At 47.2% G+C, this 15,077-nt stretch carries 13 protein-coding genes and 1 pseudogene; 4 read left to right on the forward strand and 10 right to left on the reverse strand.

Features of this window, described 5'->3' with window-relative positions:
• Positions 1-127 precede the first annotated feature (127 nt).
• The 4 genes from IQ257_RS16705 to IQ257_RS16720 form a co-directional block, all read right to left on the reverse strand.
• Entirely contained in the window at positions 128-745 is a 618-nt protein-coding gene (locus IQ257_RS16705; protein WP_193872730.1) for a DUF4276 family protein, read from the reverse strand.
• Positions 739-1,914, reverse strand: coding sequence for an AAA family ATPase (locus tag IQ257_RS16710; RefSeq protein ID WP_193872731.1), 1,176 nt, complete (start codon positions 1,912-1,914; stop codon positions 739-741). Before IQ257_RS16710 ends, IQ257_RS16705 begins: the two co-directional genes overlap by 7 nt.
• A gap of 418 nt (positions 1,915-2,332) precedes the next feature.
• Positions 2,333-3,817, reverse strand: coding sequence for a tetratricopeptide repeat protein (locus IQ257_RS16715; RefSeq protein WP_193872732.1), 1,485 nt, complete (start codon positions 3,815-3,817; stop codon positions 2,333-2,335).
• Positions 3,818-3,987: 170 nt separating this feature from the next.
• Positions 3,988-4,635 (reverse strand): type I restriction enzyme HsdR N-terminal domain-containing protein, encoded by a 648-nt coding sequence (locus tag IQ257_RS16720; RefSeq protein ID WP_193872733.1) that lies wholly within the window; start codon positions 4,633-4,635, stop codon positions 3,988-3,990.
• Positions 4,636-4,792: 157 nt separating this feature from the next.
• Between IQ257_RS16720 and IQ257_RS16725 the strand changes: the two genes are divergently transcribed.
• Positions 4,793-5,500: a potassium channel family protein gene (locus IQ257_RS16725; protein ID WP_193872734.1), complete on the forward strand. Its 708-nt coding sequence runs from the start codon at positions 4,793-4,795 to the stop codon at positions 5,498-5,500.
• Here the strand turns inward: IQ257_RS16725 and IQ257_RS16730 are convergent.
• The 5 genes and pseudogenes from IQ257_RS16730 to hetZ all read right to left on the reverse strand — a co-directional run bounded on the left by IQ257_RS16730 (position 5,466) and on the right by hetZ (position 12,166).
• Positions 5,466-7,088 (reverse strand): cation:proton antiporter, encoded by a 1,623-nt coding sequence (locus IQ257_RS16730; protein WP_193872744.1) that lies wholly within the window; start codon positions 7,086-7,088, stop codon positions 5,466-5,468. The two genes, IQ257_RS16725 and IQ257_RS16730, sit on opposite strands and share 35 nt — an antisense overlap.
• Positions 7,089-7,173: 85 nt before the next feature.
• Positions 7,174-7,263: pseudogene (locus tag IQ257_RS16735) on the reverse strand (DUF4351 domain-containing protein); the annotation flags it as partial.
• A gap of 157 nt (positions 7,264-7,420) precedes the next feature.
• Positions 7,421-9,751 carry a transglutaminase TgpA family protein gene (locus tag IQ257_RS16740; protein WP_193872735.1) on the reverse strand — a complete coding sequence of 777 codons (2,331 nt, stop codon included), beginning with the start codon at positions 9,749-9,751 and terminating at the stop codon, positions 7,421-7,423.
• A 131-nt stretch (positions 9,752-9,882) separates the two neighbouring features.
• Positions 9,883-11,004 carry a hypothetical protein gene (locus IQ257_RS16745; RefSeq protein WP_193872736.1) on the reverse strand — a complete coding sequence of 374 codons (1,122 nt, stop codon included), beginning with the start codon at positions 11,002-11,004 and terminating at the stop codon, positions 9,883-9,885.
• Entirely contained in the window at positions 10,997-12,166 is a 1,170-nt protein-coding gene (gene hetZ, locus IQ257_RS16750) for a heterocyst differentiation protein HetZ (protein ID WP_193872745.1), read from the reverse strand. The genes IQ257_RS16745 and hetZ overlap by 8 nt, the downstream gene beginning before the upstream one ends.
• Positions 12,167-12,273: 107 nt before the next feature.
• Here hetZ and IQ257_RS16755 point away from each other — a divergent pair, with 107 nt between their 5' ends.
• From IQ257_RS16755 to IQ257_RS16765, 3 genes are all read left to right on the forward strand, one after another.
• Positions 12,274-12,759, forward strand: coding sequence for a hypothetical protein (locus tag IQ257_RS16755; protein ID WP_193872737.1), 486 nt, complete (start codon positions 12,274-12,276; stop codon positions 12,757-12,759).
• Between the two features lie 215 nt (positions 12,760-12,974).
• The gene (locus tag IQ257_RS16760) at positions 12,975-14,258 is read left to right on the forward strand and encodes a WD40 repeat domain-containing protein (RefSeq protein ID WP_193872738.1); all 1,284 of its coding nucleotides are present in this window, start codon (positions 12,975-12,977) and stop codon (positions 14,256-14,258) included.
• A gap of 102 nt (positions 14,259-14,360) precedes the next feature.
• Entirely contained in the window at positions 14,361-14,690 is a 330-nt protein-coding gene (locus tag IQ257_RS16765; protein ID WP_193872739.1) for a hypothetical protein, read from the forward strand.
• Positions 14,691-14,725: 35 nt separating this feature from the next.
• Here the strand turns inward: IQ257_RS16765 and rpsN are convergent, their stop codons facing one another.
• On the reverse strand, positions 14,726-15,028 hold the full coding sequence (rpsN, locus tag IQ257_RS16770) for a 30S ribosomal protein S14 (RefSeq protein ID WP_193872740.1): 303 nt from the start codon (positions 15,026-15,028) through the stop codon (positions 14,726-14,728).
• Between the last annotated feature and the right edge of the window lie 49 nt (positions 15,029-15,077).

Raw genomic sequence — 15,077 nt, forward strand, 5'->3', positions numbered from 1 at the left:
TCCATGGTAGTTCTAGGATGACTTGTTTTAGCTGGAGGTGTTCCACTGGTTACACTTTTGGTAACTTTCTCCGTCTGCGATTTGCTTAGGGTAGTTGGGGTAAACAATGGAGTGCGATCGCTATCTGTCATTCTGCACCAGCTTTCATGATTCGGGTAAGAGTAGTGAAGAAGCGATCGCAATTTGGAGCAGCTTTGCGTACTTTCTCAACATTTAACCGTTCTAGAATTGGCGAAGTATGGCGGGTCTTATGATATTCTTTCTTGAGTGTATTTCGGGTAGCTGCTTTCAGAGCGGATTCCAGTGTGTTTTTCTCAATATCCTCCACCTTTGGATTCTTGGGAATTGCACTTTCTTGGAATCCTTTTCCGTAGTAATCGCGTAGAGCATCAATGTCTGCGATAAACCAGGCTTCCATCGTTTGAACCATCAGATAGCAGTGAGTGTCATCAGTACCCAGGCAATCCCAGCCATCCTCAACTCTATTTTTGAGATACTCCCATGGTTTCTGTTGCTTATCGATAGCTCCTTCTGAATCTACCAGTAGAATAATGAAGGCATTTGGATGTTTTTTCAGGGCAATCCTAAAAGCTTTGTAAGTATCGCCTCTCGAACCACATAGCTTCAGCGTTGCTATTTTAATATTGTTTTGTTTGGCTGCCTCATAAATAGGTTGAAAGAAGGTACGAAATCCCTGACGTAGTTGAGGATCGCCTTCAATATAAATATGGATTTCTTTTACCATCGAGTTCCCCCGATTTCACCCATACGCCAGAGATGACCGAGAGAAAAGTCTTCAAGCCATTCTTTCAGGTCTTCAGGATTGAGACGTTTCAGGTGGCTTCCTTTTTCATCTCGCTCACACACGAGTACTGACTCAGGTGGGAGTGCGGAAACTAAAGCATCTGAATGAGTAGTAACGATTAATTGTGTTCGTTGAGAGGCTTCGATGAGTAATTCAGCAATGGTAGGTAGAATATCGGGATGTAACCCAATTTCTGGTTCTTCAATACAGATGAGTGGTGGTGGAGTGGGATCGAGAAGTAAAGCCAGCAAAAATAGATAGCGGAGTGTACCATCTGATAAGCGATTTATAGGAATTGGCTGAATTAGACCTTCCTCACGAATAAATATCTGAACCGTGCCACTATATATCCTTACTGTGAGTTCTTCTACTTCCTCATAAAACTTCTTGAGATTATCGATGATAGTCTTACTTCCTAGCTGATATTGTAGATTATTAAAAACTAGTCCTATGTTACTTCCATCTTCTAAGAGAGGATGTGCAGGTAGATATGCATTTTGAGGCTTCTTTAGTTTTGAATTTGAGCCTATATACCATTCATCATATATGCAAATATTTTTTAATTTATTCGACAAATAGGTTATTTCTGGATGTTGTTGAGGTGCTCTTATTTGATAGATAATTGACTGATTAGCCACAAAGCTATTTGATTTCATGGGCATTAATCCCTGACCTTTTATTTTGATGATAGGATTGCCCTGTTGATAGCGGTAGAAAAAATCAACTTCTTCGGCATCCTGATTTGCTGGATCGTAGTTCTCTACAACTTCATCTATAATCTCTAGTTTCTGATTGACTTCAGTGAAATTAAGCCTGTAGCGTAAGGGCATATTTCCTTCTGGATAGCCTATAATTGCCTCAATCTCAGCTATCGGACTCTCTTCACTTTTCCAAAGCAACTCACTGATACCTCCACCTTTACGAATTGCCGCCGTCAAATCTTTTGGCGTAGCTCTTAGAAGTCCCACCGCTTCAATTAAATTAGATTTACCGGAGGTATTCCGACCAATAAGCACATTGAGGGGTTGCAGTTCAATTTCTTCACCCTCACTTCCATAGGACAGTAAGTTTTTGAGTCGCAGGGTGCGAATCAACCGTTTGCCTTCCACTTCATCCTCCTATGTCAAATTAGTTTATTTTAGAACAGTCAAGCAGTTCTGATAAAGTAGAGCATTGAGCCTAGCCAAATTCTAGCAGTCGGTTAAGCTAAGTACTGGCTCCGGAGCGATCGCTCTGGTTAACTGACAAAATTCTCCAAGCCTAACGGTTACGCTCACATCTTGCACCATTTTCAGTAAACCCGAAAACCAGCCCAGAGTTAAAACTCCGGGCTAATAGCTTAAGTCCATTGAAATGGACTACAACTTTTGTCCAGTCGTATGCGAGACGAATGCAAGCTATGAGACAGTAGTTTGAACCACTGGCGGGTTGTTGCCACTGGTGCAAGTCTCAGTTTTAACTTCAGCTATCAGTAAGGGACTTAATTTACTCTTGCAGATGTTGTTGACTCCCAAAAGCAGCAACTCACTACCGCCGTAACTTCTTAAGTGTACTCACTACTTCCTTAGAAGACTTCATGTCTCCGCGATCATAAAACAATTTTGCCGCTGTTTGCAAATCCATAATCCCTCTTTGACTATTCCCAAGGCGATAGTAAGCAAAACCCCGACAAGTCAAAGCCGTAGCATCCTTACTATTCATTTTCAAAACCGCATTAAAGTCTTGAACTGCCCCTTGAAAATCTCCTTTCTCAAGCTTATCTACACCCCGCTGATGGTACTCTTTCGCAGTTGGCTGAACTGTAGGAACAGATGTTTGTTTTGCGGGTTGCTCATAGAATACTGCACCCAGTTGGGATGCCAGACTCTCAAAGTCGCCTTGATCGCTCTCCTCATGAAGTACCTCATTGGACAGCACCTGAGTATTAACAGAGAGAATGGAGGCTTTTTCTAAATCCTCCATCGCGCCTTTGTAATCCCCTAGAGCCGAACGGACAGTACTGCGTCGGTTATAAGCTTCAGAATTATTGGGATCGAGATTCAATACCCGATCGTAAGCATTAAGGGCAGCTTGATAATCCCCTAACTCGTATCGCAAATTACCTTGTACAATTAAACCTTGAACGAGTTGCTGCTCTTCATCCTCATCTGCTTCCTGTTCCTCGTTCAACCCAGGCGCAATCTGGCTAAAAAATGCTTTGGCAGCAACCGGATTAATCCGCAAGGCTCGATCGAAATCCTCAAGGCTTCCTTGATTCTCACCGAATTGCATTCGGGTATAACCCCGGTTAAGATACGCTTGGGCATCGTTGGGATTGAATTGGAGTACTTGGCTGAAATCCGCGATCGCACCTTCATACTCTCCCAACACCACTCGATTCATCCCTCGGTTAAAATAAGCGGGGGCAAAATTGGGATTAAGCTGCAAGGCGCGATCGCAATCCTCCATCGCCCCTTGATAGTCGTCTACCTCAAACCGAGCAATACTACGATTCAGATACCCTTCCGCCAGATTCGGGTTAATTCTTAAAACTTCATCGCAATCGGCGATCGCTCCTTGATAATCTTCTAATTCCACCCGCAACAGACTGCGATTCAGGTAAGCTTTGGCATAGTTAGGATCAATCTGCACGGCGCGATCATAATCCTGCATCGCTCCCCAGCGATCGCTTAACTGAGAACGAATCAAACCGCGATCGCTGTAAACCGCAGCATTGTTAGGGTTAAGTTGCAGAGCTTGACTGTAATCCTGAATAGCTCCGAGGGTATCTCCCCTATAATACCGACTCCGAGCGCGGTAACTGTAAGCTTCGGCAAAATCGGGAGCCAGTCGCAATGCTTGGTTAAAGTCCTCAATTGCACTGCGATAGTCGCCGTGACTAAACTTATCCAGCCCTTGCTTGAAAAAATCCTCTGCCGGAACAGATGGCGTTTGGTTTTGATTCTCTAACTCCAAACCTGCCACCGGATTAGAAGCAGCCTCGGACACTTGTCGATTCCCTGATGAAATCATGGCTTTATCCTGATGATTATCCCTGCTCATGTTCGGAAACCGAACATTTCCTCTAAGTGTTGTTTCACAGGGATAACCGACTCATCCGGTAAAAATGCTATCTTATGCCAATTTTCTTTAGTCGTGGCAGAGATACACTGATTGGAGTAAAGGTTTGATTTTACGTTCCTTTACCCTTTTTGTGGATGTATAATGCCTTGGCCTAAATGCTTGAGGACTTGAAACACCGATCGCAGTTCACTGGCTACGGTATAAATCGAAAATGCCCGCGATAATCCGTATTGGGGCGTTGGTTGAGCCAAAAGTTTCACAAACAACACATCATCACCGTTCGTCAACATACCAAATCGCGGTTTATCCACATCTGGATTTGCCATCATGTAAGCCAAAGCTTGAGGTAATGCTGATCGCGTTGAAATCATGGTTTTTTTGGACTCCAAAACCATTACCCAAAGCTGATTATGCAAAATCAAGATATCAATTCGTCCGCGCAGGGTTTCTTCGCCATCATCAATCGCAATCTCGATTGCAGCTTCAGCCTTCATCTTAAACGGTGGATCATAGAACCCTGCCAGTTCTAACAAAGGCGATGCCACAAGCAACGTCACTGCCCCTTCTAGCAATTCTCCATCGGCTCTGTGATAAAGCAATCTGCGTCGTAGCCTATCCAAAGCAGTCTGTTCAGAATCACTGAACCTCAGCAATTGGGTTTGCCACTCTGTAAAAAAAGTCTCATCCTCAGCTCGGCTCAAGTTCAACCTTGATTCAGCTTCAGCAAGGCTCTTAATGGCTTCTGTAACCGCAACAAGCTTCGCCATTCTATTCACCTTCGATTCAAGCAGTTGAATTTCAATTTTACCGACTGAGAATCAATGATGCCTGCTATAGGTTCCGGTTGACGTTCTTCGTGTGATTCGCACCCTGGATGACAATAATAGAAATACTCGCAACTGTTATTACCGAACGAAACCAGATATGTATCTATTAATTGGCGGAGCAGGATTAGTGGGGCTAAGTTTAGCACGAGAGCTAGTAGAATTGGGACATACGATCGCTGTTATTGATACTGACCCGACTGCCTGCCGATACGCACGAGAGCAAGTGGGGGTGATGGCATTTGATGGCAGTGCAGTCAGTACTCAAGTGCTGCTAGAAGCAGGAATTCGCAAAGCCGATGCCGTTGCCGCCGTTCTCCGGGATGATGCGCTCAATCTGGCTATGGTTACTCTTGCCAAGCACTACGGTGTACCCCACATTGTCAGTCGGATGCGCCAACGGGATTTTGAAGGACCGCTGCGTCTTGCTGGAGCTCATCATATCGTCAGTACCGTTGACCTAGCCGTTAATACGATGCTCACTGTCATTGAGTATCCCCAAGTGGAGTCTATGATGCACTACGAGCAAGGTCAGGTGGAAGTCTTTAAAATTGCCATTCCACCAGAGTCTCATGTTGCAGGTCGTAGCGTTGGTTTAGTCGCTAAAGACTCCCGTTTTCCAGAGGGTTCTTTGATTATTGGCTATCAACCCCATCCTCATGCTGATTTGGTCATTCCCAATGCCAATACCATGCTAGAAACAGGGTCAACTGTGCTGGTGGTGACTAAATCTGAACTGTTACATCAGGTGGTTGACTTTTTGGGACTTTGCTCTAATCGTCCTCTAGATTCAGAAGTTGCTCATTGAGTCTTTGGATACGTTCTTGCACAATTTCTTCGGAGAGAATATTTCGGCGCAGCGCTTCATTGAGTGCTCCTTTTTCTGCTAACAGTAATTGTCGGCGAATTGCGTCTAGTTTAGTGCGACCAACGCTAAGTAGGGGTGAATTCTCTGAACGCTGGTTGTAGATTTCTCGCAACGTGCGATCGCTTGCTGCTACTCTGACCTGATAAGCAGCTCGCATTTCTTCGTAGATTGACTTCGGCAAAACGCCTGTTTTTAACAGATTATCTAACTCATCCTGAGCTGCCTTCGCCGTCATCAGTTGGGCTTGCAACTCCTCAATCTGTTGGCGGTATTCTGACTGATGAGATAGCTGTAAACGCCTTAAAATCCAAGGTAGGCTCAGTCCCTGTCCCACCAATGACACGACAACAATGCCGAGAGCGATCGCAATCAGCGTCTCTCGCTGGGGTAAGCTTGCAGGTAAACTCAAAGCCAGCGCTGTTGAAAGTGAACCTTTGATATTGCCCACAAATAGAACATGCCGCCAGCGCACGGGGATAGGTCGATCCACAAAACCCACTAACGCCAAGAGGGGATAAACCGTGAAGGCACGTCCTGCTTGATAAGCAATCAGCGCTAAAAATATAGAGGGCAACGTCTCCCAAAGAGTAATGAGATTAATCTCTAAGCCGATGAGTAAAAAAATAAAAGTATTGACCCCAAAGGCGGCAAATTCCCAGAAGCTAGACAAGGTGACTTGAGTCGAGGCGGAGGTACTTTTGGCAAGCCCTAAGTTACCGACAATCAGTCCAGCAGCAACCACAGCAACCACACCCGACACCTCCAAAAACTGACCGACTTGAAAGGCACCCAAGGCAACGGCAACAGTCAGGAGAATACCTCCTAGGGCGTCATCGGTTTGACGAAACAAGCCAACACTGAGATAACCCAACGCTAACCCGACTAAAACTCCGCCCAGGATAACGAACAAAAATTCCCGGATTACATCGAGAACCGATAGCGAACCGGTTGAGTAGACGGTCAAAATTAGGCTAAATAAGACTAGAGCGACATCATCAATGAGCAGGCTTTCCCCTTCAACCAGGGTGATGAGTCGGTGCGGAACCGATACTTCCTTAAATACTGCAATCACCAAGGCTGTATCCGTGATTGACAAAATTACACCCACCAGTAAAGCAGGTATCCACTCCAAACCCAACTCCACTTTCAGTAAAACTGAGGTGATACCAGCACAAAGCACTACCCCCGGACCTGCAAGCAGGGCAATCGGTTTAATCGTACTTCGCAGGCGACTGACATCGGTATTGATTGCCGCTTCAAACAGCAGAATCGGTAAAAAGAGATTGAAAATTAGGGAAGAGTCCAGATCGATGCGACCGGGCAAGAGTTCAGTATCAGTAATTGCTAGTCCTGCCAATACCAAACCCGCAATGTAGGGAATGCGCAATCGTCGCGATAGCAGGGCAACCCCTGTAGCGACTAAAAGCAGAACTATTAGGACAATTACAATTTCAGAAACAGAACTCTTTCCCTCCTCACCTACAACCGTCGGAATTGCCAAAACCGTGTGATCGCCTAGCCATTGCATAGCCTGTACAAACTCAAAGGTATTCAAATAATTATTCCAATTTATTTCTTACTAATTACCGTTGCTTGGAAATAGAAACCTTGCCTTATTTCTCTTGCTGGTGCTGCTCTAACCAAGCCACTAAATCCGCCACTTCAGAAAAATCCAATAGCGCTTCTCCCAACACTTCCAAATAATGATGCTCAAGGACAAATCATACCTAGTTTTCAGGCAGTTGAAGGGATGATCCGCGCCTAAAGTATCTGGTTGTCGTTAAGGGAAATCAAAACGAACTCCAAAGGGCTAGAGAAATTGTGCGCCAGCAGGAAAGTCAGGCTTGAGCCAAGGAAAGCTTAATCACTTATCATGCCTCTATTTTTGAGCCGCTGAGTACTTTTTATCCAGTTGCGCAATTGCTGTCGCAGGTACTGGATATTAGCGGTTTGAGCACCATAACGCCAGCGAACGTAAGCCTGAGAAATTTCGTCAATCACCTCAGCCGAAGCTGGGGCATGGTACTGGCGCATACTCCTGGCATATTCCCACGGCGTCTGTGCTGGATGCTTGACATACCCTTGGTTTCCTAGAACCTTTAGCATTTGCTGATAGAGGCTTTCCATTGGTGGTAATTTAGACAGCCACCAACGATAGCGCCAGTATTGTAACTGAACCCAACCCAACCAGCCTAAGAAACCAACCGCGATCGATAAAATCAACCCAGCAAACAAACCAACCCAGCTACTCGAAAAAATTGCCCACAGCCGCACAAGCGATCGCACTAGCGAACCAATAATTACAGCCCATAACTTACCCAGAAAATTGGTAACTGGAGAGGGCAACCAACCCGCTATCCACTTCCAAAACTGGCGCAAAAGACCAAACGTTTCTGTGTCCTCTACACTGGGGGGAAGCAGTTCGTGACCGGGAATCGGGTCAAAGGTAAACCAGCCGTAGTTTGGGAAATACACCTCCGTCATGGCGTAGGCATCAGTATTTCGGACGACATACAACCCTGTGAAAGGATTAAACTCACCCGCGCCAAACCCAACTACTAATCGTGCCGGAATGCCGATGGAACGCAGCATCATCGTCAAAGCTGTGGAAAAGTGGTCGGGATAACCCCCCTCATGTTTGAAGAGAAACGCATCTACTAAGTCTTCGCCTTCCTCTAAATAGGGTAGATCAAAGGGATTTTCAGGAATCCGGTAGCGCCGCTTGAGTTCTTGAGCTAAGTACAGCGCTGTTTCGTAGGGTGAGTTTAGGGGTTTGGGCGAGGTGGCTAAGAGTTGTTCGGTTTTTTTTCTGACGCGATCAGCTATTTCGGGGGGAATATCGAGATAGTATTTTTCAATTGTGTCGGAGTAGTCATCCCCTGCCTGTTGCAGCAGGGTGCGATCGCGCACCGGAACCTCGGAAACAACGGTATAGGTGAGTCCCTCCAGCAAGGCTAAAGGCGATCGCAAACTGCCTTCGGTGTCCACTGCAATTTCGCGGGTCGGAAAATACAGTTGCTCGGGATAGGCTAATGCTGGAATGATATTCGGCAGTTCCGATACCGCGGTGTAACTTTGAATGACCTCTTTAGTGCGACCAGTATTAAAACTAGTGGGGTAGAGGTAAAATCGATAGGACCAGGGCGGTCGAGTCACTTCCATTACCCGATCTTCGCGTGAAAGCTCCCATCCCTGACCGGTGTAACGGTCGAATGCCTGCACTCGCCAAAATCCTGGTGCTTGGGAACGTACTCGCAAAACAATCTTAGGTTTAAGAGTACCCCGCAGGTTCTGGTTAATTTGAGTGCCAAAACCATAGTAAAACTGATCATCCATCTCACCAGGACCGCTGCTGGGAGATTGTCCAGTGCCCCCTGTACCATCACCCCGCTCCTCACCCACACCAGGGTTGACAATACCACGATTGTTCCCCTCAAAATCCCGTTCGCTCAAATCGATAGGAGAACTGACTGGAAAGGTTTGAAGCTGATAGCCAGGGAACCTGGGCATGAGGGCAAAAATAGCCAGTCCTAGCCCTAAAACGATGACTAAGAATAAACTCAACCGTCCCAGGGAAAGGGGGGAGGAGCGCTTTGTGGTTTTACGAGACGTCTGGCGCTTTGGTTGAGGAGATAGACCCAGCCGTGACTGGTAGTCGAGGATGAGAACAGGTAGAGCGATCGCTAAGAATATCAATAACAAGGGGGCGAAGGCTAGAGTCTGACTCAGCGTACCAGCAACGCCCAACAAAATCAGCCCAATGACCATCGAATAGCCTAGATCTTTGCGGCGGGGCAAGTCAAAACTGTGGAGGACTTGCACCTGAATTAACAACTCCGCTAGAGCCAAACGGGTATCGTTGAGTTGAGCCAATAAATTGTTGAAAAATGCGCCCATTGCCAGCAACATACCAATTGCCAGAAAGAATTTGACGGCAATGTTACGGTGGCGGCGGCGATACCAACTCCAGGTTGCGCCAATAAGACTCAGCGGTATAGCCCAAAGGCTCATCTGAGTTTCGGCAGCAATATCTGTGGCGATAATTCCGACAATCACCAGTGCCTGCACCAGCACTCGCAGTCCAAGGGAGTTTTCAATCTGATGAGGAGGTGGCATTGTCTGAAGACGCTGCCACAACTGGTTAAAACCTGGTAGAAGCCTTAACTGCCCTATCCCTGAGGTATTAGACATAAGAATTCACGTTTAGCGTCCGAGGGCGATTATGTTGTTAGCTTAATAGCTTAATTCACGAGTTCAATAATTCCCCAATCTGGGGTTGGGAGTGAGAGAAACTCCCTTGGCTAACAACTAGCACTCAGCCGCTACATGGTGGGGTAGATTGCAAAAACTAAGGGGGTTTGTTCCGAGTCGTGGAACTGAATTTCTAGCGGATAAGTCTGGTTCGGTTGCAGGTCGAAGGATTCGACACTCAGGTAGCCCGGATAGGTGCGCTGGGATACCGCTGATGCCTGAGAGGTACGCAGGGTTAAACTTCCCCCCCGAGGCAAACGAGCGACAACGCGCAGTTTAGGAACGCCTTCTTGCATCTGGTAGTCTGCCTTCACGGTGACAGTACCCGCCGCCGTTTGCCACTGCCGTTCCACAGGAGTTTTGATGGGTGAAATTTCCACCGTCAGCGTGCTGATGATTTCATGGGCAGCCAAGAGTGCCAGCATCATCTTTTGCTCGTGAGTGGCGTCCTCGTAGGGCGGGGAGGGCAATTGTGAAATCGGGGATTTCTTGCCTTCAGCCTCAGAATTGCGTCCTGGACTCAAAGACAGCCGTACCATCTCAGCGCGATCATTGAGAAACTGGAATTGCTCTGGAAACAAGTTTTCCACTGCCTTGACCATTTTTAGCTCGAGCTGATGCCGAGACGACATCACTCCAGCGCAGGCATTGAGCAAGGTTGCTAGAACAGTTTCAGGAATTGAGACAGGCAGAGTTAGGTTAGACAGTTGTGGCATCCATAAGCGGACAGGAGGAACCCAACTGTCTGCTACCGCGTCAGAGAAGTCAGATTCATAATCGTCGATGTCCGTCTCCCAAGGGAAAAGTGGGGGATGGTATTCGATCTGAGCTTGCAGTTTGCGCTTGATTAGCGCCTGGAAACGGTTTTGCACAGTTGGCATTTCTCCCAAGTTGTAGGGGTGGGTGGCATCACCCGGTTCAATGTCCTCATGAATGGGAATGTCTTCGGGTCCCACTCGTGTGAGGTCTTGGGACCCTTTGCTCGTTTTGGTGGGTGCAATGTTCATTTCTTCTAAATCCAGTGGGTCTAATTCATCAACTTCAAAATCCGCTGCTGCGGGTTCACCGTTAAAGACATGGCTTTGGGCTTGCCCATCCGCCGATGGTACAGCAGCGGGATCGGACGTTTGCAACAGCCAAGCAATTAAGCGGCTATAGGCAATGTCCGGGTTATTGTTTGCTTCACTATTCATCTTGAGATGCACCTGATCCGGATTCGGTTACTGAACGATTGCGAATATCCCAGGCTAGCTCCAGCAGCTTAAACCATCGCTTCTCGACTTGGGTAGCCGTACAGCCTAAGGCTTGGGCAATTTCATTGATGGAGCTACCTTCCTGTTTTAGTTTTAGTAATTCTCCTTGCTGAGAGTCAATTTTTTCCTGAAATAGTTGCCACTCTTGGGGCGTTAACCCCAGATTCTTTTCTAAATCTGCCTCCAGCCACTGATGTACAAGTTCCCATCGGTGTGACAGAGCAAATCGAATCAAATGGTATTTGAACCGTTGTTGCAAATAGTCCCGCTGTCTGGGAGTTAGACTCAAAAGCTCTTCAATTTCGCTGGTGGGCAAATCTTGTAGGCGGAGGGTGAAATAGTCCGCACAATCTTTTTGTTGGCGTTCTTCGAGGTAAGCGAACAATTCCTCAACAACTTTGTCCCGCAGGTTGGCTTCTAGGGGTTCGGGTTCAGATGCCACCATTACCTCTCGTACCTGCTGAATAGCGGCATCGTTCCAGGTATTCTCCGAGTCGGGGGATCCGCCTTCGGCAGCGGTGTCCATATCGACGGAGGTTTCTGGCGGTTGCTGTTGGGAAAATGTCTGTGCTCTCAGGATGAGGAGTTGCTGCGAACGACGGCCAGGTAGGGGAATGCGCCGCTTGCCATAACGCTCTGTAAACGCCATATACTCTGCCAGTTCTAAGAGCGAGTGGGGGCGATAATTCCCATCAATTGAGTTTTCCCGTCGAAATGCGTTCAACGCTTCGACATAAAACCCCTGTAGGAAATCTTCGATCAGGGTGACTCGTGCTTGATAGCTAGCAGGCATCTGAGACGGCGTGATGTAGCGGTAAACGATCGCGCTCAGAGTACTCTGAAGTTCGATCCGTCCTCGGTGAGAACCCAGTTGATAGTAATGCAAGACTTGCTTAAGGCGATGGTTGGCTAGGGTTTTTGCCCAGCTTTCAACATCGCCAGAGCTTTTGATCCGATTGCTCTCATTGCAAATCCGCGTCACCTCGTTGGCTAAACGCCCTGCTACCTCACGGCAGTTGCGCTCGGATGCCGTCGTAGACTGCCGGAGTTCCTCAAATAGCAGTTGAAAAATTGCCTCCACGCCCTGGCAGACTTCCCTCATGATTTTCATTCGCTAACAAAGACCCTAACACACACGCGCAACAACAGACTTAATCTGGGTTTAGACTCATACATAGCAGCTACAGTTGCTCTGTTGAATAATTCCCTATGGATTTAGCCCAACAAATTCAAGTTCTGATTGACAATGCACCCGCCGATGGGACGACGCCGCAAATGGTTGAGGCGATCGCACCAGTCCTCACACTGGTTGCTAGCCAGTTACAACATTCGGACTATCATATTCTGCAAACCCTTGACCAAGGGTGGGTGGTAACGACCCTGAGTAACCGTGCTCAGCCCGAAGTTGAGAAAAATGTCATCTATGCTTTTCCTACCCTTAAGGATGCTGCCGACTTTCAATCTAACTGGGACCCTCAAATTATCGCTGTTTCAGTGCCTGTCACCCACATTTTGTTCCAGATGTTGGCGATCGATACTGTCGCAAGCACAGTGTTCTTTGATACACCCGATAATCTAACAGCCGGAACGGAAGTATGTCGAGAAGATCTGCAACGCTTAATTCAAACCCAACTGAAACAAACTCGGTCAGCACCTAGGTCATATCCTAGCAACCTACCCCCTGATATCGCTTGACTTTCTTGACCAACCCTGGTGGAAGCTCTAGCTATTTGACGGGAGGGTAAGGCTTGAATCGTTGATTACTACTAGGTGTTTTGCCAAAATTAAAGTTTTGGTAAACTTTATCGCCTGACTTGAACGGTAATCCCTGGTTACTTCCATTTTACGCCCTCGCGTCTGCTGTTGAGTTTAACCTTCAATCAATAGTCATCAAACTCTGAGGACAGATCATGTCTCAATGCCCCGTTTGTAACACAGAATACACCGAAGGTCAGGTGAAGTGCTGTTCCGTCTGTGGCTGGAACGTAACACCCTATTCGGCATCGCTGGTGCAGTCCTTGCCCTCTGAGTTTTGGGAACGGGAAGAGGCGCAATTGACTTGGGCGAGACAGATGTGGGCAAAACTGTCATCCCAGCCAGTTATGGGGAACGCCCTATCTCCCCTCACTGAGAAATTTACTCAGATCGAAGGGCAGCTTAAGGAAGCCCAGATCGAACGGCAGCAAATTCAAGCGGCATTACAAGCACTGCTACCTCCACTCGAGCCACCCTTGCAGCCCGGAATATCCATTCCCTCCCAGCCAACACAGCCGTCGCTGCCATTGGATGTAGCTGTATTGAATTATGAATTAATCGAGTATCAATCTAGCCTGAATGATTTTTCTGATTCCGTTTTGTCAGTGGCGATTAGTCCAGATGGAGAGCGATTAGTCAGCGGCGGCTACGATAAGGCAATCGCTGTGTGGAATTTAACAACGGCAGAGAATATTCGCACGATCAAAGGACATTCGGGTTCAGTTTTATCAGTGGCGATTAGTCCAGATGGGCAGACCCTAGTCAGTGGCAGTTCTGACAGTACAATCAAATTGTGGAATTTGAATTCGGGAGCAGAAATTCTCACCACTGACGAACATTTGGACTCGGTTTTGTCGGTAGCCATTAGCCCAGACCGTAAGACCCTAGCGAGCGGCAGTTCTGACTGCACGATTAAAGTGTGGGATTTGAGAACGGGGTATGAAATTCGTACCCTCGTTGGTCACTCAGATGCTGTGCTGTCCGTTGCCATCAGTCCAGACGGACAAAGTTTGGTCAGTGGCAGTTCTGACGATACGATCAAAGTGTGGAATCTCAAAACTGGAAAAGAAATCCGCACCTTGATGGGACATCTGAATTCTGTGTTATCGGTGGCTATTAATTCGGACGGACAAACCCTAGTCAGCGGCGGTTATGACGATACGATCAAAGTGTGGAATTTGAAAACGGGAGCAGAAATTCGCTCGTTGACCGGACATTCTGATTCGGTTTTGTCAGTCATACTGAGTCCCGATGGACAAACCCTATTTAGTGGTAGTTCTGACCAGACAATCAAAGTTTGGAACCTCAAAACCGGAAAAGAAATTCGCACCTTGACGGGGCATTCTAGCTCAGTAATTGCTCTAGCGATTAGTCGAGATGGAAAGACTGTTGTTAGCTGTAGTTCTGATAAGACAGTGAAAATTTGGCGTGTGCCTTAACGATAACGATACTGTCAGTAAGTTGACGACAGGCAGCTATAAGCGATCGCTGGCAACCCTCTGACTCCTGTTTCCCAGAATAGCTGTTACCTCAACTGATTTATGGCTGAACCCATTCCACCTATCACTCTACCCCCTGCCGAAAATCCCCAGCAGGAAGGTAAATGGTTACGACAAGCACTCGTCCAGTGGCTCGATCAAGAATTTCTGCCAGAACCCGCTAATCAAAAAATTGCAGACCGAGCCTCCCAAATCTTTGTTCGTCAACGCATGGAAGGCGAAAATGATGTGGGAGCGCTGGTGATTGCAATTGTTACCGAAATGCAGGCGTTTGACTTTCGAGAGAGTTTTTACAGTGAATTTGCAATTGCCAATGCCGTCAGCGATTTGCTGCTAGATAGCCTAGGCATTGACCGTTGCTGTGGTAATTAGTCATTGGTCATTAGTTTTTAACCAAGGACAAAGGACTACCAGCTAGATTTCACTACTCCTGGCAGGAGTCCTTTGTGTGCCCATTCTCGCAGCACGTGGCGAGATAAACCAAAATCCCGATAGTAGCCACGGGGACGCCCTGTTACCGCACAGCGGTTCCGCAGGCGGCTTGGCGCACTGTTGCGCGGCAACTGTTGCAACTGTCGGTGAATCTCTACTTTTTGTGCTGGAGAGGTGGCACGTTGAAACTGCTCCTTGAGATCCTCTCGCTTCGCTGCGTACTTATCTACAAGCTTTTGGCGCTTTTTTTCGCGCTCAATCATCGACTTTTTAGCCATAAATCCTTTAAGTTTCCTTAACCTAAAATAAAGACACCGTATCTTATCT

This window comes from Coleofasciculus sp. LEGE 07092 (assembly GCF_015207375.1).
GTDB lineage: Bacteria > Cyanobacteriota > Cyanobacteriia > Cyanobacteriales > Coleofasciculaceae > LEGE-07092.